This window comes from Spirosoma panaciterrae DSM 21099 (assembly GCF_000374025.1).
Taxonomy (GTDB): domain Bacteria; phylum Bacteroidota; class Bacteroidia; order Cytophagales; family Spirosomataceae; genus Spirosoma; species Spirosoma panaciterrae.
The window spans coordinates 572,359-595,195 of the sequence record NZ_KB893172.1; the positions used below are offsets into that span (position 1 = coordinate 572,359).

The 22,837-nt window shown below is 49.4% G+C and carries 23 protein-coding genes; 14 read left to right on the forward strand and 9 right to left on the reverse strand.

All coding sequences use genetic code 11. The features are described from left to right. Window positions 1-91 precede the first annotated feature (91 nt). The 6 genes from B153_RS0102285 to B153_RS0102310 all read left to right on the forward strand — a co-directional run bounded on the left by B153_RS0102285 (window position 92) and on the right by B153_RS0102310 (window position 5,656). Window positions 92-1,720, forward strand: coding sequence for a CotH kinase family protein (locus tag B153_RS0102285; RefSeq protein WP_020595042.1), 1,629 nt, complete (start codon window positions 92-94; stop codon window positions 1,718-1,720). Window positions 1,721-1,809: 89 nt separating this feature from the next. Then, window positions 1,810-2,379, forward strand: coding sequence for a type 1 glutamine amidotransferase domain-containing protein (locus B153_RS0102290; protein WP_020595043.1), 570 nt, complete (start codon window positions 1,810-1,812; stop codon window positions 2,377-2,379). A 162-nt stretch (window positions 2,380-2,541) separates the two neighbouring features. Next, window positions 2,542-3,396, forward strand: coding sequence for a DUF6597 domain-containing transcriptional factor (locus B153_RS0102295; RefSeq protein ID WP_020595044.1), 855 nt, complete (start codon window positions 2,542-2,544; stop codon window positions 3,394-3,396). 95 nt (window positions 3,397-3,491) lie between these two features. Beyond that, on the forward strand, window positions 3,492-4,160 hold the full coding sequence (locus B153_RS0102300; protein WP_020595045.1) for a DinB family protein: 669 nt from the start codon (window positions 3,492-3,494) through the stop codon (window positions 4,158-4,160). A gap of 61 nt (window positions 4,161-4,221) precedes the next feature. After that, window positions 4,222-4,659 (forward strand): nuclear transport factor 2 family protein, encoded by a 438-nt coding sequence (locus B153_RS0102305; protein WP_020595046.1) that lies wholly within the window; start codon window positions 4,222-4,224, stop codon window positions 4,657-4,659. A gap of 118 nt (window positions 4,660-4,777) precedes the next feature. Next, window positions 4,778-5,656: a glycosyltransferase family protein gene (locus B153_RS0102310; RefSeq protein ID WP_020595047.1), complete on the forward strand. Its 879-nt coding sequence runs from the start codon at window positions 4,778-4,780 to the stop codon at window positions 5,654-5,656. A gap of 86 nt (window positions 5,657-5,742) precedes the next feature. Here the strand turns inward: B153_RS0102310 and B153_RS0102315 are convergent, their stop codons facing one another. Then, window positions 5,743-6,615: a hydroxypyruvate isomerase family protein gene (locus B153_RS0102315; RefSeq protein WP_020595048.1), complete on the reverse strand. Its 873-nt coding sequence runs from the start codon at window positions 6,613-6,615 to the stop codon at window positions 5,743-5,745. Window positions 6,616-6,711: 96 nt separating this feature from the next. After that, a complete protein-coding gene (locus B153_RS0102320) occupies window positions 6,712-7,464 on the reverse strand; it encodes a 3-keto-disaccharide hydrolase (protein ID WP_020595049.1) in 753 nt (250 codons plus the stop codon). A 232-nt stretch (window positions 7,465-7,696) separates the two neighbouring features. Between B153_RS0102320 and moeB the strand changes: the two genes are divergently transcribed. From moeB to B153_RS0102340, 4 genes are all read left to right on the forward strand, one after another. Next, complete coding sequence (gene moeB, locus B153_RS0102325; protein ID WP_020595050.1) at window positions 7,697-8,836, forward strand: molybdopterin-synthase adenylyltransferase MoeB; 1,140 nt, start codon at window positions 7,697-7,699, stop codon at window positions 8,834-8,836. A 147-nt stretch (window positions 8,837-8,983) separates the two neighbouring features. Beyond that, complete coding sequence (locus B153_RS0102330; RefSeq protein ID WP_020595051.1) at window positions 8,984-10,036, forward strand: lysylphosphatidylglycerol synthase transmembrane domain-containing protein; 1,053 nt, start codon at window positions 8,984-8,986, stop codon at window positions 10,034-10,036. Window positions 10,037-10,043: 7 nt separating this feature from the next. After that, a complete protein-coding gene (gene rfaE2 / locus B153_RS0102335) occupies window positions 10,044-10,523 on the forward strand; it encodes a D-glycero-beta-D-manno-heptose 1-phosphate adenylyltransferase (protein WP_020595052.1) in 480 nt (159 codons plus the stop codon). A 144-nt stretch (window positions 10,524-10,667) separates the two neighbouring features. Beyond that, the gene (locus B153_RS0102340) at window positions 10,668-11,333 is read left to right on the forward strand and encodes a zinc metallopeptidase (protein WP_020595053.1); all 666 of its coding nucleotides are present in this window, start codon (window positions 10,668-10,670) and stop codon (window positions 11,331-11,333) included. 133 nt (window positions 11,334-11,466) lie between these two features. Here B153_RS0102340 and B153_RS0102345 read toward each other — a convergent pair whose 3' ends face one another. Beyond that, the gene (locus B153_RS0102345) at window positions 11,467-11,865 is read right to left on the reverse strand and encodes a phage holin family protein (protein WP_020595054.1); all 399 of its coding nucleotides are present in this window, start codon (window positions 11,863-11,865) and stop codon (window positions 11,467-11,469) included. Window positions 11,866-11,940: 75 nt separating this feature from the next. On the opposite strand from B153_RS0102345, the gene B153_RS0102350 reads away from it, so the two are divergent. Then, complete coding sequence (locus tag B153_RS0102350) at window positions 11,941-12,672, forward strand: class I SAM-dependent methyltransferase (protein WP_020595055.1); 732 nt, start codon at window positions 11,941-11,943, stop codon at window positions 12,670-12,672. Between the two features lie 3 nt (window positions 12,673-12,675). On the opposite strand, the gene B153_RS0102355 is transcribed toward B153_RS0102350, so the two are convergent. Then, window positions 12,676-14,346, reverse strand: a complete 1,671-nt coding sequence (locus B153_RS0102355; RefSeq protein ID WP_020595056.1) for an amino acid permease — start codon at window positions 14,344-14,346, stop codon at window positions 12,676-12,678. Window positions 14,347-14,489: 143 nt separating this feature from the next. Between B153_RS0102355 and gldA the strand changes: the two genes are divergently transcribed. After that, on the forward strand, window positions 14,490-15,407 hold the full coding sequence (gene gldA / locus B153_RS0102360; protein WP_020595057.1) for a gliding motility-associated ABC transporter ATP-binding subunit GldA: 918 nt from the start codon (window positions 14,490-14,492) through the stop codon (window positions 15,405-15,407). 94 nt (window positions 15,408-15,501) lie between these two features. Here the strand turns inward: gldA and B153_RS0102365 are convergent, their stop codons facing one another. Both B153_RS0102365 and aroB read right to left on the reverse strand, forming a co-directional pair. Continuing rightward, window positions 15,502-16,035, reverse strand: a complete 534-nt coding sequence (locus B153_RS0102365) for a DUF4136 domain-containing protein (RefSeq protein ID WP_026261851.1) — start codon at window positions 16,033-16,035, stop codon at window positions 15,502-15,504. 122 nt (window positions 16,036-16,157) lie between these two features. Next, the gene (gene aroB, locus B153_RS0102370) at window positions 16,158-17,198 is read right to left on the reverse strand and encodes a 3-dehydroquinate synthase (protein ID WP_020595059.1); all 1,041 of its coding nucleotides are present in this window, start codon (window positions 17,196-17,198) and stop codon (window positions 16,158-16,160) included. A gap of 90 nt (window positions 17,199-17,288) precedes the next feature. Here aroB and B153_RS0102375 point away from each other — a divergent pair, with 90 nt between their 5' ends. Then, window positions 17,289-18,530, forward strand: coding sequence for an MFS transporter (locus B153_RS0102375; RefSeq protein WP_020595060.1), 1,242 nt, complete (start codon window positions 17,289-17,291; stop codon window positions 18,528-18,530). Between the two features lie 48 nt (window positions 18,531-18,578). Then, window positions 18,579-19,334, forward strand: coding sequence for a hypothetical protein (locus tag B153_RS34505; RefSeq protein ID WP_040760626.1), 756 nt, complete (start codon window positions 18,579-18,581; stop codon window positions 19,332-19,334). A 48-nt stretch (window positions 19,335-19,382) separates the two neighbouring features. On the opposite strand, the gene B153_RS0102390 is transcribed toward B153_RS34505, so the two are convergent. From B153_RS0102390 to clpB, 3 genes are all read right to left on the reverse strand, one after another. Beyond that, window positions 19,383-19,676, reverse strand: a complete 294-nt coding sequence (locus B153_RS0102390) for a DUF2442 domain-containing protein (RefSeq protein WP_020595063.1) — start codon at window positions 19,674-19,676, stop codon at window positions 19,383-19,385. Further along, on the reverse strand, window positions 19,676-19,939 hold the full coding sequence (locus B153_RS0102395) for a DUF4160 domain-containing protein (RefSeq protein ID WP_026261852.1): 264 nt from the start codon (window positions 19,937-19,939) through the stop codon (window positions 19,676-19,678). The genes B153_RS0102390 and B153_RS0102395 overlap by 1 nt, the downstream gene beginning before the upstream one ends. A 94-nt stretch (window positions 19,940-20,033) precedes the next feature. Then, window positions 20,034-22,655: an ATP-dependent chaperone ClpB gene (gene clpB, locus B153_RS0102400; RefSeq protein ID WP_020595065.1), complete on the reverse strand. Its 2,622-nt coding sequence runs from the start codon at window positions 22,653-22,655 to the stop codon at window positions 20,034-20,036. Window positions 22,656-22,837 lie beyond the last annotated feature (182 nt).

Genomic DNA, 22,837 nt, shown 5'->3' on the forward strand with positions numbered 1-22,837 from the left:
AAATAGGGGGCTTACTAGTATTCGATAAGGCAATGTTGCTTTATACCTACGAAGGGTCTAAAAAAATAGATCCGTAACGACCACAGCCCCTATGAAGCCTGTTTACTCCTGGACGATTTGTTTCTTACTGCTTACTGTTTCGGCGTTTAGCCAATCGTTTACGTCGTCGAATCTGCCGATTGTTATCATCAACACAGGTAGTAAAACTATTGTCGACGACCCCAAAATAGTAGCCGATCTGGCAATTGTCGATAACGGAACAGGCAAGCGCAACGCATTGACCGATACGCCTACGTTTACCAGCAAAATAGGGATCGAACTACGGGGCTCGTCGTCGCAGAGCTTCCCCAAAAAGCCGTATGGTTTCGAATTGCGCGATGCATCGGGCGAAAACTCCGTCAACGCGTCGATTTTGGGTATGCCTTCCGAATCGGACTGGGTACTCAACGCCATGTATAATGATAAATCGCTGATTCGGGAGCCGCTTACCTACGACCTGAACCGACAGCTAAGCGCCTATTACACTCCTCGATTTCGCCTGTGTGAAGTGGTGCTGAACGGGAGCTACAATGGGGTGTATATGCTGATGGAAAAAATCAAGCGCAACAAAAACCGGGTGAACATCACCAGCATCAAAACCGCTGATAATACAGGCGATGCCGTAACGGGTGGGTACATTTTCAAAATTGACAAATACACCGGAGCCGACTCGCGCGACTGGGATTCACCTTTCAAAACGAACAATATTGCTATTCCAATTCAGATTGATAAGCCCAAGATTGACGAGGTGACTGAACCGCAATACCAGTACGCCAAACAGTTTGTGACCGATTTTGAGAATACATTGGCCGGGGCCAGGTACCAGGATTCGGCAGTGGGGTATCGGAAATACATTCACGATGATTCCTTTGTGGATTATATGATTATGACCGAAGTAGCGCATAATCTGGATGGGTATCGATTGAGTGCATTTTTCTATAAAGACCGGGATTCGAAAGATGGGCGGCTGGTGATGGGCCCAATCTGGGACTTTAATCTGGCCTACGGCAACGCCAACTACTGCAATGGTAATTCGTATCAGGGCTGGTCGTATACGTACGATAGAATCTGTGGAGATGATCCCTATCAGGTTCCATTCTGGTGGTATCGGCTGGTGAGCGATCCGCGTTTTTCGAAGGCTGTACGGACTAAATACCAGACGCTTCGGAAAGGACTGCTCAAAACCGAGCGGGTTCAGGCCTATGTCGATTCAGTAGCCAATGTACTGGCTGAAGCCCAGAGTCGTAATTTTCAGCGTTGGCCTATTCTGGGCGTGTACGTCTGGCCCAATAGTTTTGTCGGAAAAACCTATCAGGAAGAAATCAACTTTCTGAAAACCTGGGTTAAAAACCGACTGGAATGGATGGATAACGCCATTCTGACAATGGATGTGCAGGTGCTGGGCGTGGAGCCAACGCCCGAATTTGCCGTGAGCGTTAGTCCAAACCCGTCGGCAGGCGATCTAACGGTCCGATATCGATTACAAAAGCGGTCCACCGTTTTACTGACCATAACCGATGCAAACGGGCAAATTATACAGCGATTTGCCCGGCCTGATCAATCGATAGGGGAGCATCAGGAAACGTTTCCAGCCCATTCGCTGCCTTCGTCGTCGGGCGAATATATCCTTCAGTTAACGGCTGATGGTCAGTATAATAGCCAGAAAATAATACGCTTCTGACGCCCTTTTGACCGCCTATAGTCAGTAAATACCTATAACTTTCCCTTGATTCTATAGTTATACCAGAGAATTAAATACTCAACGAAACTATGGAAACGCAACAACGATTGGATGGAAAGAAGGTAGCGATTCTGCTGACCGATGGATTTGAACAGGTTGAAATGACCGAGCCCCGCAAAGCGTTACAGGATGCGGGGGCCACCACGCACCTGATAGCTCCGAAAGGGGGTGATGTAAAAGGATGGGAGCACACGGATTGGGGCGACACGTTTCCGGTCGATCTGCCATTGGCTGCCGCCGATCCATCCCAGTACGATGCGCTATTATTGCCAGGTGGGGTGATGAATCCTGATAATCTTCGGATGGAGCCCAAGGCCGTACAGTTTGTCCGGCATTTTTTCGAGAATAAAAAGCCGGTAGCCGCTATCTGCCACGCGCCTATCATGCTGATAGAAGCAGGGGTGGTAAACGGTCGCAAACTGACCTCGTATCCATCGATTCAGACCGACCTGAAAAATGCCGGTGCAAATTGGATCGATCAGGAAGTGGTGACCGACCAGGGCCTGGTAACCAGCCGGAAACCGGACGATATTCCTGCCTTCAACCGGAAAATGATTGAAGAGATTCGGGAAGGTAAGCATGAGCGACAACATGCGTAAGCAATATACCCCTAATCAAAAAGGCCGATTCTCAGAATCGGCCTTTTTGATTAGGGGATAACGTGTAGGCTTTGAGGGTGGTTGACCGTTTGATAGCTATTTAGCTGACACTGATTCTTAAATCACTATCTAGTAAATTGGCATTGAACAGACTATACACCCATGTTTTACCAGAAATATTCCCCAGCACCTCATCTGGCTCCTTTTGTGGAATGTTATTACATCTGGGAAAATAATCCTGATACAACTGCCTGGCCATTGCCTGTAAAGAAGCCTGCTGTTATAGAATCGCCCCCTTCTGGATTTGGGTCTATTGTCTTTAATCTGGGGGCTCCGTATTCGGTAGGTACTGCACAAAGAAATTCGGTTCAGGCTGTCCCTACGGCCTTTATGACCGGGCAGGCAACCCACCAATACCGACTGTATTTGTCCGATTCGATCCATATGGTTGGCATTGTCTTTCGCCCTGCCGGAATAGGAAGCTTGTTCGGCTTACCCGTGGTTGAGCTGACTGATGAACGCATTGCGCTCACTGACGTGCTGGAGCAATCTGTTCAGTACCTGGCCGAGCAGCTAGCCGAAGCGCCCAGCCACTCGGCGCAAATTGCCTGTCTTGAGCATTTTTTATCCTTTCAGTTGATCAGGCGTAACTGCCAGCCTGACCGTATCGATTACGTAGCGAACCTGATTGTAGCGAATCGGGGCAATGTCAGTTTGAGTGGGCTGATCGAAGATGCGTTTCTATGCCGTCGGCAGTTCGAACGAAAGTTTCTGCAACGGGTTGGCGTAAGTCCTAAGTTTTATGCGCGAATCCGACGGATCAGTTATATGTGTTCCGAACTGGCTAGTCATCGCTGGCAGATCACCGATTGGCAGGACCTCGTGTATCGATATGGTTATTATGACCAGTCGCATTTTATCAAAGAATTTACCGCATTCACGGGCAAAAATCCATCGCTCTACGTTCGGAATAACCTTGAATTGACGCAGTATTTGACAGAGCAATCGTCACAATGATTGCCGAAGGAAAGCACATGGCGGCAGAATGTCGCAATTTTACAATGAGGCCTTAGGCTGGCCCTGTAGTTTTGACTCATCAATCAAACCAATACATGATGAACAGCTACTGGACAATTGAAGGGGGATCGACTGTGATGCGAACTTGCTGCCTGGTCTGGCTTGTCGTTCTGCTCCACAGCCGCTTGCTGGCTCAAACGCCTGCACCGACAAAACTCTGGACTGAAGCTGACCGGCAATACACGCTGGATAACCTCAAACGTACCCGCGATTTGGTGGTGCAGGAAACGGAAAACCTGAGCCCGGCCCAATGGCGTTTCAAGGAGTCGCCCGATCGCTGGAGTATTGGCGAAATCGTGGAGCACCTGGCTTTATGGGAAATTATCTGGGCGCGGGAAGTGAGCATGGGGAGCCGTAGTAAGCCACAACCCGAACTTAATCAGACCAGTAAACCGGATCAATATTATGCGGACTGGATCATGGAAGATACTCCGCATGTATCGCCCGATTTCTCACGGCCTACCGGGTTTATCGAAGGAAAAAACAATCTGGCTTTTTTTCTGAAATTACGGAATCAAACGATCTCGTTTGTCGAGAAGACTCAGGCTGATATGCGGGCGCAATTTGAATTGACGGGCACCGATAGCCCACGTAACATGCATCAGGTCTATATTTTTCAGTGGGGCCATGTCGATCGGCATTTGCGACAGATTCGTAAGGTGAAGGCCCATATGAACTACCCGAAAGAAACGGCTGGGAAATAAGTTTTGTCCGGCTCAAATACCGTTTTCATGTTTAGACAACCAATCAATATCCCTTACACGTATGGAAACCACAAAGCAGGAATCAGTAGCTGAATTGACCCGAAAAGGAGCATGCCTGGCATTTTTCGAAGCCTATAGCGATCTCGATACCGCCCGAATGATTAACCTCGCAACCCCCGATGCAACCGTCCATTTCGTACCGCTTGGTAACGATGGCAAAGGGACTTTCTGGGAGTTTGGCAAAAACGTCTGGCAGTTGATTATGGATTGCTTTCCAAACGTCGACAATACGGTTGATGCCATTACGGCTGAAGGCGACGTGGTTACGTGTCAGGTCACGATTTTTGGTACGCAGGCCAAAGCGTTTATGGGTATCCCCAGCAAAGGCCATACGTTCAATAGCGATCATGTCTTTGTTTTCCGCTTCGATCCATCCGACCGTATTACGCACGTAGATATTAACTGGGATAGCGCCCGTTTTGCCAGCCAGCTTTCCTGATTAATCTTTTAAGCCTTCATGACAGAATCTGACTGAAGGCCATGAAGGATGTCAAACTGGAAGCGAACCCAAAAAACAGGCTTATCTTTACCGGCTCATAGTCAACTTGAGTCGTTTTATGAAAGTAGCCGGATTTAGCTTTATCCGTAATGCCCTTCTGTTCGATTACCCGATTGTTGAAGCGATCACATCGGTTTTGCCGCTTTGCGATGAGTTTGTCATTGCCGTCGGTGAATCGGACGATGATACCCTGAAGCTAATCCAGGCCATTCCTTCCGACAAAATTCGAATTATTCATACCACCTGGGATGTGAATGCGCGGGCCGGGGGGCGGGTACTCGCCCAGGAAACGGATAAAGCACTGGCTGCGGTATCGGCTGATGTCGATTGGGCATTTTATATTCAGGGCGATGAAGTGCTGCACGAAGATTCGATCCCGGCCGTTCGGGAGGCCATGCAAGGGTATATGGACGATAAAAAGGTAGAAGGACTACTCTTCAAATACGTTCATTTTTTTGGGTCTTACAGCTACGTTGGCGATTCCCGACGGTGGTATCGCCGGGAAATTCGGGTGATTCGGAATACGGGCAATGTGGTGTCGTATAAGGATGCCCAGGGGTTTCGAACGCGCGATAACCGAAAGCTGAACGTGAAACTGATCGATGCCTATATCTACCATTACGGCTGGGTAAAACCTCCTGATTTACAGAAGAACCGACTTCGATACGCCAATCACTTCTGGCATACCGATCCCGAAAAAATTGCAGAAGTAGAAGCCGCTCAGGCGAATTTTGATTATAGCGAAATCGACTCGCTGGCTCTTTTTAAAGGGCAGCATCCAGCCGTAATGCAACCACGGGTCGATCGACTAAACTGGAATTTTGTGTTCGATACCAGCCAAAAGCACTACACGCTCCGGGTCCGTTTTCTGACCTTTATCGAAAAGCTAACCGGCTGGCGAATAGGCGAGTATAAGAACTATGTTCTTTTAAAGTAATAGGAGCGAGGAGTGAGAATGGCTGACGCATTAATAAATATTGATGCGCCAGCCATTCTCACTTCTCGCTCCTATTACTTTAAAAACTACACATCACACAGAATGACGGCTTCTTTGAGGCTGGTGAGTGGGTCGCGTTTGGGAATGAACTCCTGGGCCACAAAGCCTTTATAGCCCGTATCGACGATGGCCTTCATAATGGCCGGGTAGTAGAGTTCCTGCGTCTGATCAATCTCATTTCGACCGGGGTTTCCGCCGGTATGGTAATGCCCAAAGTATTGGTGGTTGTTGCGGATGGTCCGGATAATATCGCCCTCCATGATCTGCATATGGTAGATGTCATATAGCAGTTTGAAGTTTTCGGACCCTACTTTCTTGCAAAGTTCCACACCCCAGGCGCTGTGGTCGCACATATAATCTTTGTGGTCCACTTTGCTGTTGAGCAACTCCATAATCATGGTCACACCATACTTTTGGGCGCTAGGCATCAGCCGTTTCAGGCCTACCGCGCAGTTTTCCATACCTTCAGCATCGCTCATGCCCCGTCGGTTGCCTGAGAAACAGATCACTTTGTCCAGCCCTGCTTCTTTCAGCTTCGGGAAAATAGCTTCGTAGCTGGCTACCAACTCGTCGTGGAGTTTAGGATCATTGAATCCCTGGGTAATCCCTTTGCCCGCTCCCTGTGGCATAGAGCAGGTAAGACCGTATTTTTTGGCAACTGCCCACTGATCGGGGTCGAGCAGGTCGATGCCTTTGATGCCCATCTCTTTGGCCGCTTTGCAAAAATCTTCGAGCGGAATTTTGCCGTAACACCATTTGCAAACGGCGTGGTTGATGTTTCCTTTCAATACGGTAGGAGCTTGTTCGGATGCAGTCATTGGCTGGGCTAATGAATGAGTCAGGGTAGGGAGCGTTAGGGCTGTACCCGTTAAGGTTTTAAGGGCCGTTCGGCGTTGCATAGTGGTTGAATGATTGAATGATAGAGTGATAGAATGATTGAATAGGAGTGTAGCTGGCTAAACCATTCTATCATTCAATCATTCTATCATTCAAAATTACAATTCGCGAACTCGGATTTTACGATACCAGACCTTGTTGCCATGGTCTTGCAGGGCTATATGGCCGGTCGAATACTTGCCAAAGCCTTCCCAACCCTTGAATTTACTCTCCGATACCATTTTGTCCCATTCAGGGCCGCTGGTTGGGTAATCGGCAATTTTTTTGCCGTTCAGGAACTGCTCGGCCCGGCCATCTTTTACAACTAAGCGGGCTAGGTTCCACTCGCCAGCGGGTTTGGCCGCATTTGGCGTAATGGGTTTTTGCAGATCATAAAGTGCTCCGGCTGTTCGGTTCCCATCACGACCTTGTTTGGCATCGGGGTGACGTTCGTTGTCCAGGACCTGCATTTCGGGGCCCGTTTGATACGTCGCTTTGAACTTAGGGTCTTCATGTACGTGGTAAATGATGCCACTATTGCCACCTTCAGCAATTTTCCATTCAACTTCCAGTTCAAAATTGCCGTATTCTTTATCCGTGACCAGGTCACCAGCGCCACCGGCTGTCAGGTGAATGGCGCCGTTATCGACGGTCCATTTATCCGATATAGGTTGTCCGTTCTTGAGGTAGATGTGCCAGCCTTTTAAGCTTTTTCCATCAAACAGCGTTTCCCAGGGACCTTTTTTGGCTGGCGATTCATAGACACCCGCTGTGTGTATGGTTGTTGAGGTGACAGAATTTGCGTTGAACGTCAGGGTAAGGGCTAACAGGCTGGCCGAAACGCCACCCGCCATCGATAAATACGTAAACATAGTTGAGAAACATTTGGATTTTACGGGGCAATAGTACTAAAAAAGGTTTTATAATGGTAACGTTTCAGACGTTGGGCTTTCGGTTTTAACGACGAGTTTCGACAAACAGAAGCCTGAGAACCGATGCCTAAAAATATTTTGTTGGAAGGCTTTCGCGACGCAATTTTCAGTAGGCTAAATCTGTTGATTTGAAGCAACGCCCCTATTGATTTAAGTTGTATATTGTACGACTATGGAAACAACAACGCTAGTGCCTTCCGAACAACAACGTTATCAGAAACACTTAAATTTGCCCGAACTCGGATCTGCCGGCCAGCTAAAACTGAAGAATGCGCGTGTACTTGTGGTTGGGGCCGGTGGCCTTGGCTGTCCGGTACTGCTGTATCTGACGGCGGCTGGCGTAGGCCGAATTGGCGTCATTGACCCGGATGTCGTGGATCTGAGCAATCTGCAACGACAGGTGCTCTATACAACGGATGAGATTGGTAAACCTAAAGCCAAAGTAGCTGTAAGCCACCTTAAAAGGCTCAATCCCGAACTTCGGTTCGATACCTACACGATGGCGCTGGATATCAGCAATGCCCGGTCGATTATCGAAGCGTATGATATCGTAGTCGATTGTACCGACAATTTTAAAGTACGTTATCTGGTCAATGATATCTGCGTCACGTTAGAGAAACCGTTTGTATACGGGGCGATTCACCGATTTGAAGGGCAGATTGCTGTCCTGAATGCCGAGCTTGGCGATGGCAGACGTGGGCCTACCTATCGGTGTTTATTTCCTGATTATCCCAACGAAATTGAAATTCCGAACTGTAGTGTAACGGGCGTACTGGGGGTATTACCGGGCGTGATTGGTACCTATCAGGCTAATGAGGTCATTAAGTGGATTACGGGGATTGGTGATCCGCTTTCTGACCAGTTGCTGATGATTGATCTGCTGTCGATGAATCAGCAGAAAATAAAAACCAAACGGCGGGCCGATGCCGATGAGCTGGCTCAGCAGGGGTTGACTTCGGCCAGTACCCGATCGAATCCGGGCGAACTGGGTCCACAAAAAATGACAGTTCAGGAGCTGGCCAATCGATTGGCGCTGGGCGAAGGCTTGTTTCTGCTCGATGTTCGGGAGCGGCCCGAATATGAGCTTTGCCATCTGGAAAATGCTGTACTGATTCCGGTGAGTATGATTCCCAATAACCGCAAACGCATCCCAACGGATCGGCCCGTAGTCATTTATTGTCATCATGGTATTCGTTCGGCCAATGTTGCGCAGTACCTGTATGCCCAGGACGGCCTCACGAATCTGTATAATCTGGATGGCGGTATCAACGCCTGGGCGCGGGAAATTGAACCCGAAATGGCCGTGTATTGAGCGGATTGTTTCGGGCCATTTACTAAGCGTTTACTATTCGTTTCAGGGAAACTCCGTTACTTTGTAGCGGAGTTTTTTTATGGAACGCGGCTGGTAAGCCGCCTAATGTAATCTTTTGATGCGGCTTATCTGTCGCATTACATGCGCATGAATCTCAAAAATATACTCAAATACCTGATCTCTCTGGCTATTGCCGGAGGATTACTCTGGTTTACGTTTCAGCAAAGCCATCTGGACGTAGCGGACCTGTGGCAGAAAATCAGTGCTGCCGACTATCGGTGGGTGCTTTTGTCTGGTTTGTTTACGATTATCGCCCACTGGAGCCGTGCCGAACGTTGGCGTGTGCTGCTGGAACCAGTTGTACCACAGCGGCCTACATCGCTGGAAGCTACAGTAAGCGTATTGACGGGCTATCTGGCCAATATGGCATTGCCTCGGGCTGGTGAGGTGGCTCGTTGTGGCACCTTATATCGTTTGTCGGCAGTGCCTGTTAATGTGAGTTTTGGAACGGTAGTGGCCGAGCGGTTGTTCGACCTGCTCATGCTGCTCCTGCTGCTGGGTGCGACATTCGTGCTGGAGTTTGACCGACTGAGCCAGTTTTTCATGGAATTTCTGGGGGGCAAACTTCCCAAAGGGTCAAGTGGGTCGAGTCTTTTGCTGCTGATAGGCGCTGTGCTTCTGGGCGGGGCTTTATTAGCGTGGTTTTTATTCAACCGCTATCGCGAAGCCTTAGGTAGACATCCACTCTATCAGAAGGTTAGTGGGTTTCTGAAAGGGCTGCTGGATGGCCTGTTGAGCGTTCGGAAGTTACGTCGACCCGGTATGTTTGTGTTTCATACGCTGCTCATCTGGACGATGTATTATCTGATGTCGTATACCTTATTCTTTGCCATGCCCGCTACGGCTGGCCTAGGTATGCTGGCCGGATTAACGATTCTGGTGGTTGGCTCATTGGGTATGGCGGCTCCCACACCGGGCGGAATTGGGTCGTTCCACCTGCTGGTTGGCCAGGTAGCATTGCTCTACGGATTAACAAGTCAGGATGGGCAGATACTGGCTACATTTATTCATGGCGTTTCGGCCGTAATGATCATCATTCTGGGAATTCTGGCCCTGCTGGTCGTTTTACTTCGACGGAATAAAACGACCAATCTGCCTGATGTACTCGACGATCCCAAAGCCATCAAACTGGAACGGTAACTTACTTATGACTGAATCGAAAATACTGACCCGTGAGCAGGCCATACAACAGGCCAATCAATGGCGGGCTGAAGGGCAGCAGATTGTCTTTACCAACGGCTGCTTCGATATTGTTCATTTAGGACACATCGATTATCTGGAAAAGGCCCGGAGTCTGGGCCATAAGTTGATTTTGGGGCTAAATACCGACGCATCGGTAAGTTGTATCAAAGGGCCACTTCGCCCCGTTGTGAACGAGTATGCCCGCGCCCGGCTAATGGCCGCGCTGGCGTTTGTGGATGCCGTAACGCTCTTTGGCGAAGATACCCCCCTTGAACTGATCGAAGCCGTTAAGCCCGATATTCTGGTTAAAGGCAACGACTATTCCGTAGCTACCATCGTAGGGGCTGATTTTGTACTGGGGCGTGGTGGTCGGGTCGAAACCATCGCTTTAGTTCCCGGTTATTCAACCACGAAGCTCATCGAACGAATCAAACAGAGCTATTAGCGGAATGAATGGTCCCATACTCTGATAAATGGTAAAGGGCCGGGATACTTTTTCGGTAAACTGTTGTTTTACTATTGACAGGCAATTAAGTTGGCCGTCAGAATAAACCATAAACCTGACTAACTATCGATGATCTGGTTAATAATGATTCTCATTTTCGGCGCCAGTGCCTTTGTGAGCTGGCGTTTACGAAGCAAATTCAATGAATATTCACAAATTGGTCTGAGCAATGGCCTGAGCGGAGCCGAAGTGGCGCAAAAAATGCTCAACGAAAACGGCATCTATGATGTTCGGGTCGTTTCGGTCGAAGGGATGCTGACTGACCACTATAACCCGCAGGAAAAAACGGTCAACCTCAGTGCCGACGTGTATTACGGGCGTAGCGTAGCCGCAGCGGCCGTTGCGGCTCACGAATGTGGTCACGCTGTGCAACATAAATTGGCGTATGGACCGCTGCAATTCCGTTCGGCCATGGTGCCAGTTCTGACAGTATCTTCTCAGTATATGCAGTGGGTACTGCTGGCCGGTGTCTTACTGTTGCGGACGACCCCTATTCCGCTGGCGATTGGGGTGGCCATGTTTGCCCTGACCACGTTGTTTAGCTTTATTACGTTACCCGTTGAGTTCGATGCCAGCCGTCGGGCTTTGGCCTGGATTCAGAATCGGGGCGTTGTCAATCAGCGGGAGTACGGATTCGCTAAAGATGCGCTCTGGTGGGCTGCTATGACCTATGTGGTGGCAGCACTGGGCTCGCTGGCTACGCTGCTCTATTACGCAAGTTTATTGATGGGCGGTCGTCGTAACGACTAACCGTAGGGAATATCGTTTAAAAAGCCACGTCAGCAACGGCGTGGCTTTTTTGATGACGAATCGTTCGTTCAGAACGTATGAGCAGAAACCGTTCGACATCAGTAATGTCGAACGGCATGCTTATATAAACTGGCTAACCGAGCCGAAGGGTCGACAATAGTGAAACGACATAACCCGAATTGACCATTTCAGGCGTTGGTGCTGATCGGTCAATGAGCGAACCCGCAACAGCAACGGCCAATGCAATAACCAGCGCCGGCCAGAAACCGGCAATGGTAAAACTATCCATGAAGTTGTCGATCAGTTTGAGTAAGAGAGCCGTAACGACAACCCGAACAAGACCCGTAAGCAGAAAAAACGTAACCAGATTAAGCGGAAACCGAATAATCCATCCAACAAAGAAATTCAATAGGCCAAGAATCAGGGCGATCAGCACGGCTGTACCGAAATTTTTAACATCGACCTGGGGCATTAGATAGGCTAAGCCAAAAATAACTGCCGCATCGAGTAGTAAGTGAAGAATGAGATTCATGAATAGGTGTATTTAGTTCAGAGACACAACCGTTTCGATGCACCGATAGTTTATACAGCATAGCCTTCAGACCGTATGAAGCAACTAGGATTCTTATTCGTTATTTCGGTAATGGCCTGTGGCCAACAGGCTGCCCGGCAACAAACGGCTGCGGCCACATCAGTCGATACTACTTCGGTTTATCAGTTTCGCACACCCAGCCGCGATGGCATCGGAAAGCTCTACCAGGGCCGCGAGATTGCACAGGTAATGGGCCATTTAGGGGCCGCTTGGTTAGAGCGTCCAGAGCGCGAACAGGAAGAGCGAACCGACCTGCTTTTGAAAGCTCTCAGTCTGAAACCGACCGACGTAGTAGCCGATATTGGGGCTGGAACGGGCTTTTTTACCTTTCGGATGGCTCCTGAACTTCCTCAGGGTAGAGTAATCGCGGTAGACATCCAGCCGGAGATGATTACCTACCTGAACCAGGGCAAATCCAAATACAGGGTTGCGAATGTGGAACCTGTATTGGGTACGGAGTCGGACCCGAAACTGAAGCTGAACAGCATTGATCTGGCTATTCTGATTGACGCCTATCACGAATTTTCGTACCCACGCGAAATGATTGCCCACATTGTATCGGCTCTAAAGCCAAACGGACGCCTAGTACTGGTTGAGTACCGGGCCGAAGATCCTGCCGTGCCTATCAAAGAACTGCATAAGCTCAGCATTGCTCAGGCTACGAAGGAAATGAAAGTAGCTGGATTGCGATTGCTGAAAAGCGATGATCGACTGCCACAGCAGCATATTATGTTCTTCGGTCGGTAAGCCTTACGAGGGCATTAACTCCTTCTTGGCCAATTTGCTTTTTCGAAAGCCATACGAGAAATAAATCACAAGCCCGATCACCAGCCAGACTATAAAAATAGCCCAGTTCGTAACCCCCAGTTCGGTCATTAAGTAGAGGTTTGTCAGAATACCCAGTACGGGTAACAGCGAGAAATTTTTCTGAAAGGCAAGTACCGATAGTACGGCCCAGGTGAGCCAGAATACGGCGATTAGTGGTTTTTCGGCAATGCTCGACATCAACCCTCCGCTGTAGAGCACATACCCGAACAGCAGCAGAAAACCAAGTCCGATAAGGTATTTTCCGTTTACGTAAGGCACCCGAAATTTCGACTGTGCTGAAATCCCTTTGGCATCCAGATACAAAATTCCACCACACACCAGAATAAACGCGAAAAACGTTCCCACGCTGGTCAGATCGATAAAAAACTGCATATCCAGAAACAAGGATGGTACGGCTACCAGAACGCCCGTGATAATGGTGGCGAACGAAGGGGTTCGGAATTTCGGATGGATCTCAGAGAATTTCGGCCACAAAAGACCGTCGCGACTCATGGTCATCCAGATACGGGGCTGCCCTAACTGATAAGCCAGCAATGCACTTGTAATGGCTACCACGGCACTAACCGAAATGATTCCCGCCATGAAGTTGAGGTTCAGTTTCTGAAACACGTAGGCCAGTGGATCATCGACGCCCAGTTCTTTAAAATTGACCATACCTGTCAAAACCAGCGTAATCAGTACATACAGAATGGTACAGATCACGAGGCAATAGATCATAGCGCGGGGCAGGTCGCGCTGGGGGTTGCGGCATTCTTCGGCCGTAGTGGAGATGGAGTCGAACCCAATAAACGCAAAAAATACCGAAGCTACCCCACTCAATACCCCTTTCACACCATTTGGGGCAAAGGGCGACCAGTTGGCTGGTTTTACATAAAATACGCCCACGCCAATGACCAGCCCGATCACGCAGAGTTTGAGCAGCACAAGCAGGTTACTGGCATTGCGCGATTCTTTGATGCCAATGTAGACCAGAGCGGTAATGAGTACAGTGATCAGCCCGGCCGGTAAGTCCATGATGAGTTTCAAACTACCCAGCGAAGGGGCCTGGTCATAAGCAGTTGCTAGAGCCAGTACATTGGCTGGTAGGGCCGTAGCGGCTGGTCGGGCTGCCTGGACTTCTTCATAGGCTCGATGAGCCGACCCATAATCGGTAGCCAGCCAACCGGGGAAGTTTATACCAAATCCCGATAACATGGAGGTAAAATATTCGGACCAGGAAATAGCCACTACCATGTTCGAGACAGCATATTCGAGAATAAGCGCCCAGCCGATGATCCAGGCAAAAATTTCTCCGAACGAAACATAGGCATAGGTGTAGGCACTGCCACTTACGGGGACAGTGCTGGCGAATTGCGCGTAACTGAGTGCCGTAAATACGCAGGCGATGGCAGTAAAGACGAACAGCATCGACACGGCTGGTCCACCATTAAAACTAGCCCGGCCAATGGTGCTGAATATACCGGCTCCAATAATGGCGGCAATACCCAGTGAGGTTAGGTCACGAACACCAAGCACTTTCATCAAGTGCGAGGAGTCGCCTGAACCGGCATCGCCGATGGCTTGTGTGACGGTTTTTTTTCGGAAAATCGACATGTATAGACGGAAGAAAACGCGTTCTATGGACGTTAAACCGCTAAAAATAGAAATTCTTTCCGGTTTTTAATCGGTTACCTGTACATTCGTCTTATGCCAATTCGCTATCGGCTTTCGTTGATGAGATAGTCGCGCAGTTAACTATGTCTATTCAGGTTCAGAATCTTACAAAAGAATATAATCAGCAACGGGCTGTCAATCAGATTTCCTTTACCGTACAACCGGGCGAAATCGTCGGTTTTCTGGGGCCAAACGGTGCCGGGAAATCGACCACTATGAAAATTGCTACGGGGTACATTTCACCAACGGAGGGAACGGTAGAGGTCAATGGTTTTGATGTTCGCACACAGCCCATGGAGGTCCGCCGGAGTGTAGGCTACCTGCCGGAGCACAACCCGCTCTATCTGGACTTGTACGTAAAGGAATACCTGCGGTTTGCGGGGGCACTGCACGGCCTGCGGGGGGGCGAATTAAGCCGAAGGATTGGCGGTATGATCGAACTGGTCGGGCTTGGCCGTGAACAGCACAAACGCATCGGTCAACTGTCAAAAGGTTATCGCCAACGGGTTGGACTGGCACAGGCGCTATTGCATAATCCACCCGTTCTGATTCTGGACGAACCCACTACAGGGCTTGATCCGAACCAGCTGGCCGAAATCCGGCAGGTGATTCGCGATGTCGGTCGCGATAAAACGGTGCTTTTTTCGACCCATATCATGCAGGAAGTAGAAGCGATCTGCGACCGGGTCATTATCATCAATCGGGGAAAACTCGTAGTCGACAGTCCACTAAGTCAACTTCGCAGTGCCTCTGGGAGCGATAGTGTAGTGGTCGTGGCCGAGTTTGAAAGCGAGCTGGAAGCGCCTGCTTTATTAACTACTCTCGCTGGCGTAGAGCAGGTAGAGCCTTTAGGAGCCGGTCAATACCGAATCTCGGCCCTGCCTAAGACGGATTTGCGAGCTTCTATTTTCCGACTCGCTGCCGACCAAAAGCTAACGCTCGTTGGCTTGCGGCAGCAGGAAAATTCATTGGAGGGTATATTTAAAGAATTGACAAAGTAACGCTGCTGTCCTGTTTGCAGATAAGCTCTAAACAAGCCCTGCAAGCAGAACAGCAGCGATCGTTGTGCTTAAACCTGCGGACAGGTTGTCCGCGTTACTTGGCGGCTGCCATGAGGGGGTATTGGTCGAAAATGGACCGGACGATGCCTTTGAAGTAGTTGTTTTTAAAGTTCTGATTACGCATCATCTTGGAGGCATAGCCTTTCCAGATGACCTGATATGACTCAGCGTCGATCAGCGAAATCATCAGTGTACCTTCGTCCAGGTTGTAGTCGATGCGCTTGTAGGTAGCATCGTCATCTTCACGAACCACCCAGTCTTTGATAACGGGTTGTTGATAGCCCCGGAAGCGCAGATCGGAACGGAAGATATTGTATGAAATCAGGAGGTTTGGACTACGGTTACTGACCCGGTAGCCACGGGCTTCCATCTGGTGCCGGATCGCATCCTGAATATCGGAACAGAGCAGGGTTGAATCGACAAATTCACATTCCAGAAAATTGAATGACTCGTAATTTTTGAAATGACCCTCGTAGCTATAATCATGCTCTACAAACAGTCTGCTCGAAGAGCATCCCGCCATAGCCATTGCGGCCACTGCAAACAGAATTCCGATGTACGTTTTCATACGGGCATTTGTAAAAGTTTCAATCAATAAGCTTTATGAACTGGATTAACTCAATGTCATTATTCTGACCGAACTCAAATATAACCGTAAATGTTTGGCAAACAATAGTATAGGGCCAATTTTTAATTCTTGTTTATCCCCCGGTAAAAATCCAGTCCACGGCGCATTTCAGCACTCGTAACCGACACGTCATACGCGCAACTTCCGGGCCCATCGAGCAACGCCATCCGAACATCGCGCCCCCGATTTTTCTTGTCCTGCAACGTCAGCGCCAAAATTGGGTCAATATCTTCGTCGTTCAGCTTAACATTCCCATATACGGAAAAAATGTACTCTTCGGTTGCGGTCAATAGCGATTGTTCGATCATTTTTTTTTGAAAGGCGATAAAAGCCTCTGTAATCATACCCACCGCGATGGCTTCGCCGTGTAATAATCGCTTGCGGGGCTGTGTCAGAAAGTACGTTTCAACAGCGTGCCCGATGGTATGCCCGAAGTTCAGAATCTTACGCAAACCCTTTTCGGTCGGGTCCTGCTCAACGACACGTTGCTTGACAGCTACCGAGTGAGCGACCAGACGGGGCCAGCCCTGCTCGTCCAGGTCGCGTCGGCGGATTTCTTCCCACATCTCAGCGTCGGCAATCAGGCAGTGTTTGATAATCTCGGCAAAGCCCGACCGAAGCTCCCGTTCGGGCAGGGTAGTTAGGAAATGGGGCTCGATAAGGACGGCATCGGGGAGTTTAAAAACACCAATGTGGTTTTTGTAACCGTTGAAATCAATACCAAGTTTGCCGCCTACGCTGGCGTCGACCTGGGCCAGTAGGGTAGTGGGGATCTGGGCAAAGGCAATACCCCGCTTGTAGGTAGCTGCGCAAAAGCCACCCATATCGCCAATTACCCCCCCGCCGAGGTTCAGTACCAGTGCATGACGGTCGAAGTTGGCGCGTGTAAGTGCATCCCAGATCAGTTCGCAGGTGGCAATGTGTTTCTGCTCTTCTCCGGCTTTGATGCGAACCAGCGTGTGTTTGGGCAGTAGCGCTTTCAGTTCGGGGTAGCAGAAACGAAACGTATGGTTATCGACAATGACGGCAATGGCCGAAAAATTGTGCGCATCGAGGAAAGCAGGCAGGCTTTCGGTGATTGGGGCAATGGCTACGGTTGACATGCTGTAAAAGTACGGCAGTCTTTGATTGGGATAAAGTCAAGTCTATAAGTATTTTTGGCTTTCTCTCCTTACTCCTTTCCTCTAAGCCCTATGAAGGTTCGCTACCGTGTGCTGGCTGGTTTATTTCTGCTCTCCACCATCACCTATCTCGATCGCGTTTGTATGAACGTGGTGAGTAAATATGTCAAAGATGATCTGGGACTCGACAATGAACAGTTTGGCTGGATTCTGGGCGCTTTCTCGCTGTCGTATGCCCTGTTTGAAATTCCGACGGGTACACTTGGCGATAAAACCGGACCCCGACGGGTATTGACGCGCGTGGTATTTTGGTGGTCGGGCTTTACGGCACTTACGGGAACAGCGTTTAATTTCCTGTATCTGCTGATCGTACGGTTTCTGTTTGGGGCCGGTGAAGCGGGAGCGTATCCGAATGCCTCTATCGTCATTGCCCGCTGGTTTCCGGCTGTTGAAGTAGGGCGGGCGCAGTCGGTGATCTGGGCCGCCGGGCGATTGGGTGGCGCGTTGACTCCGTTGCTGGTGATTCCGCTGGTTCATTACGCAGGCTGGCGCTGGGCGTTTGGGATATTGGGTATTGTGGGGGTATTGTGGGCTATTGGCTGGTACGCCTGGTTTCGGGACGACCCCGCCGAACAGAAAGGCATCACCGAAGCCGAAGTGCAGGAAATAGAATCGGGTCGGCGGATTAAACAGACGGATCACCGCATTCCCTGGACGACCATCATCCGCAATCCGGATCTGTGGGCATTGATGCTTATGTGCCATCTGTTCTTCTACGGCTCGTATTTTTTTACCAACTGGTCGTCGGTGTATTTTCAGGAAGGACGTGGCCTATCGGAAGACCAGACCAAGAATTTTATCTCGCTCTCGTATTTTTTGGGCGCTATAGGTTGTCTGGTGGGTGGCGGCTTAAGCGATGCGCTCACCAAACGATATGGTCTTAAGATTGGTCGACGGGCCGTTGGCCTGGGTGGGCTGGGTTTATCCAGCCTTTTCTTCCTGCTGGCTGGATTGACAACGGATAATGAACAGGCTGGTTATTTGTTAGCTACCTGTGTATTGATGAAAGATTTAGCCTTGCCCGTTGCCTTCGCTGTTTGTGTTGATATGGGTCAGCGAAACTCAGGAACAGTAGCGGGTTCAATGAATTTTGCCGGGCAGTTGGGCGGTTTTTTTATTACCATTCTGTTCGGCATCATCGTTAAGCAGACGCACAATTTCAACTATCCGCTGTTTATGATTGCGGGCTGTTTGCTGGTTAGTGCGCTGCTCTGGCTTCGTATCGACCCAACAAAGCCTGTGTCTATAAAGTAGTTAGGTAATAAATTGGCGCATTGTTCGTATTCAGTACAAAGAGACGCCATGCGTAGCCTTACCATCCAGATTCCACAACCCTGCCACGAGCGTTGGGAGGATATGCAGCCAACTGAGCAAGGGCGATTCTGCGCCAGTTGCCAGAAAACGGTTGTCGATTATTCTGCCTTGTCTGATCAGGAGCTGGTAATGTTGTTGAGTAAAGTTCCTGGACCGATTTGTGGCCGTTTGCGTGATGATCAATTAAATCGGGCTTTGTCTGTAACGAGTCCGAACCCGATGTTTAACTGGCATCGGTGGGTAGGGGTACTGGCAACGGCTTTGCTGAGTTGGAAAACCGCGCTCGCCCAATACAACTCTTTAGGTCGGCCGGTCTCTTCCCGGCCCGAGATTGCTGTATCGCCAATTCCAATACGCGGTATTGGGGCCATGACGGAGTGGACGGTTTCGGGGCGGGTTATGCAGATGGATTCGACCGGGCAGGTAGTTCCGGCTATCGGAGCGTATGTCAGTATTGGCGGGGCATCGAAAGGAATATGTACCCAGACGGATAGTGCCGGTAGGTACAAAGCGACAATTTCCGGGGAGACTCAGAATACGAAACTAACTATAGTAGTGAATGGCGCTAATCTACGCCGAGAGGTGATCACTTTGGAGATTACTCCTTCCGCTACATCAGTTGTTGTTAATGATATTGTGCTGACGCAGGGTCGATTGGCGCATATATCCCTTACGGCTGGTGGGCTTGCCATTGTGCGTGCCCCTTCGGGTTGGCAGAAGATGAAACGGAAGCTGTTTCGCTGACATGTTGAACGTTTACGATTAATTAAGTTATCCGACCAAAAGATCCGTTTATTCGATCAGCCGACTCTGCTGATATATAACATCGGGGTCAAAGTCTAATGGAGCAGGATGTTGGCTTCCATCATAGTCAATCATGGTCAGCAGATTATCCCAATAGAGCGTTCTCCCATCGGTTTTAACTTCTCTAAAGAGTTGTTTATCGGCTAGGTGCGCAATCGGGCTTTTGGGTTTCGAGTCGACTATGTAGGGTTGAAAATCAATTATACGTACCTCCCCCGTATTCCATAAACAGGTGATCTTATATGGCTCTACAGCAAGGATACGCTTTATACGAGGCAACATTACATTAATGGCTTGATTTTCTTGAAAGTCCCTGTCTCCTGCTGTAACAAATTGTAATTCTCCATCAGTTCATCTCTATGTAGTTCAGTCCATGCCTGTACTAATCGTATCTGTTTTCTGGGGAGGTCTCCCTGAATAATATTGCCGGTTTCAATTGAAAACATTCCTTCATCATCATTATAAACAGCATGAAAGTGAGGGGGTAAATGATCTTTAGCATACATATAAATAATGATTCCGAAAAAGCGACTGATCTCAGGCATAGTTACGATAGAGTAATAGTTAAGCAAATGTAAAAAAAGCCCGACCACTTTTCAGCAGCCGGGCGTGTATCTACGGGCTTTAGCCCGGTATCAATTATAATTCAATTTCAGCATCCAGATTGGTGAAGGCGATTTCACCGTCGGAGTTTAACTCCATTAATACGACAGAATCTTTCTTAACTTCACCTGACAGGATACTTTTCGACAATTCGTTCAGTACCCGGCGTTGCAGAACCCGTTTCAGCGGACGAGCACCGAAGATCGGATCGAACCCTTCTTCGCCTAGTTTGGTCAGCGCTTCGTCGGTTGCATCGAGCTGGATGCCATTTTCGGCCAGCCGTTTTTTGATTTCACCGAACTGAATGTCCACAATCTTGCGAATGTTGGCCTGCGTGAGCGGTTCAAACATCACAATTTCGTCGATCCGGTTCAGGAATTCCGGCCGGATGGTTTGTTTCAGCAACTCCAGCACCGCCCGTTTGGCTTCTTCCAGCACGAGCGAGTGGTTCCAGCCTTCGTCTTCGGCAAATTTCTCCTGGATCAGGTGACTGCCGATGTTCGATGTCATGATAATGATGGTGTTCTTGAAGTTCGCTGTGCGGCCTTTATTGTCGGTCAGGCGGCCTTCATCAAGCACCTGCAATAGAATATTCCAGACATCGGGGTGCGCTTTTTCGATCTCATCGAGCAGTACAACCGAATAGGGTTTCCGACGAACGGCTTCGGTCAACTGCCCCCCTTCGTCGTAGCCAACGTATCCTGGAGGAGCCCCGATCAGTCGGCTTACGGCATGGCGTTCCTGGTATTCCGACATATCGATCCGTACCATCGCGTTCTCGTCGTTGAACAGGTATTCGGCCAGGGTCCGGGCCACTTCGGTTTTACCAACGCCCGTAGTGCCGAGGAAGATAAACGAACCGATAGGCCGTTTGGGGTCCTGCATACCAGCCCGGCTCCGGCGTACCGCATCCGAAACGGCTTCAATCGCTTCCTGCTGACCCGCTACCCGTTTACCGAGTTCTTTCTCCAGATTCAGCAGTTTTTCACGGTCGCTTTGCAGCATTTTCGATACTGGGATGCCCGTCCATTTGGCAACGACTTCAGCAATATCCTCGGCCGTAACCTCTTCCTGCATCATCCGGTCCGACGAACCCTTATCTCCGCCTTCTTTGGTCAACGCGTTCAGCTTGTTTTCGATCTCAGGAATCCGGCCGTAGCGAATCTCGGCCACTTTGCCATAATCGCCCGAGCGTTCGGCCTGTTCGGCTTCCAGTCGTAATTTGTCGAGCTCCTCTTTCAGGGTTCGGCCTTCGTTGACGGATGCTTTTTCAGTTTCCCACTTGGCTTTCAGACTATTTCGTTGTTCGCTCAGATCTTCGATCTGCTTATTGAGCAGGGTTTCTTTTTCCTTATCGTGCTCACGTCGGATGGCCTCACGCTCAATTTCAAGCTGCATGATCCGGCGATTCAACTCGTCCAGCTCTTCGGGTACCGAGTCCATCTCCAGTCGCAGTTTGGCTGCTGCTTCGTCCATCAGGTCAATGGCTTTATCGGGCAGGAAACGGTCGGTGATGTAGCGGGTCGAAAGCTCAACGGCGGCAATGACGGCATCGTCCTTGATCCGAACCCCGTGGTGCAATTCGTACTTTTCTTTGATGCCGCGCAGGATCGAAATGGCATCGGCCATGTCGGGTTCATCGACCATTACGGCCTGGAATCGACGTTCAAGCGCTTTATCTTTTTCAATGTATTTCTGATATTCTTTCAGCGTGGTAGCACCAATGGTGTGCAATTCACCGCGCGACAGGGCTGGTTTCAGCAGGTTAGCAGCATCCATAGCGCCTTCACCACCTGCACCCGCCCCAATCAGCGTGTGAATTTCGTCGATAAACAGGATGATCTCGCCATTGGAATCCGTTACTTCCTTAATAACCGCTTTCAGGCGTTCCTCAAACTCCCCTTTGTATTTGGCACCTGCAATCAGCAGACCCATGTCGAGCGAGACAATGGTTTTCGATTTCAGGTTTTCAGGTACATCGCCCGACACAATGCGTTGGGCCAACCCTTCCACAATGGCGGTTTTACCAACACCGGGTTCACCAAGCAGAATCGGGTTGTTTTTGGTACGGCGGCTCAGAATTTGCAGCACCCGACGGATCTCTTCATCACGACCGATTACGGGGTCGATTTTGCCCGTACGCGCTCGTTCATTCAGGTTAATGCTGTACCGCTCTAACGATTGATATTTTGCTTCAGCGTTCTGATCTTTCACTGAGTTTCCTTTTCTAAGTTCGTTGATGGCCGATTTCACTTGTTTTTCGTTGAAACCGGCATCTTTCAATAACGTTGCAATTTGGTCTTTCCCTGCCATAAGTCCCAACAGCATCAGTTCGACGCTAACAAATTCGTCGCCGAATTCTTTGGTGATCGTACTGGCTTTGGCAAGGGCTGCGGCTGTATCGTTGCTGAGGTATACGCTTCCATTCCCGCCCGATACCTTCGGATAGGTAGTCAGGATGGCCTGTAAAGCGCTGGTCGTATTCGGTAGATTGATTCCCAATTTCTTGGTAATAAACCCGATCACATTTTCGTCTTCCGACAGGATCGCCTGGAGCAGGTGACCTGTTTCAATGGCTTGCTGGCCGTTTCCGAGGGCAATTTCCGACGCCTTCTGTACGACCTCCTGTGCTTTGATGGTGTAATTCTTAAAATCCATGACCGTTAAGGAGTGAAGAGTTTAGAGTAAATTCTGAAGAATAAGCCAGATCGCTCAGTCTCTATTCTTCAACCTTCACGCTATATGCTTATCTAACAAATCGCGGGCCGAGGTGTTTTTTCGGACATTTTGGCTTGTTTTTAGCTTTTTCTGATCGTTTTTCGGTCAAAATGACAATAAAC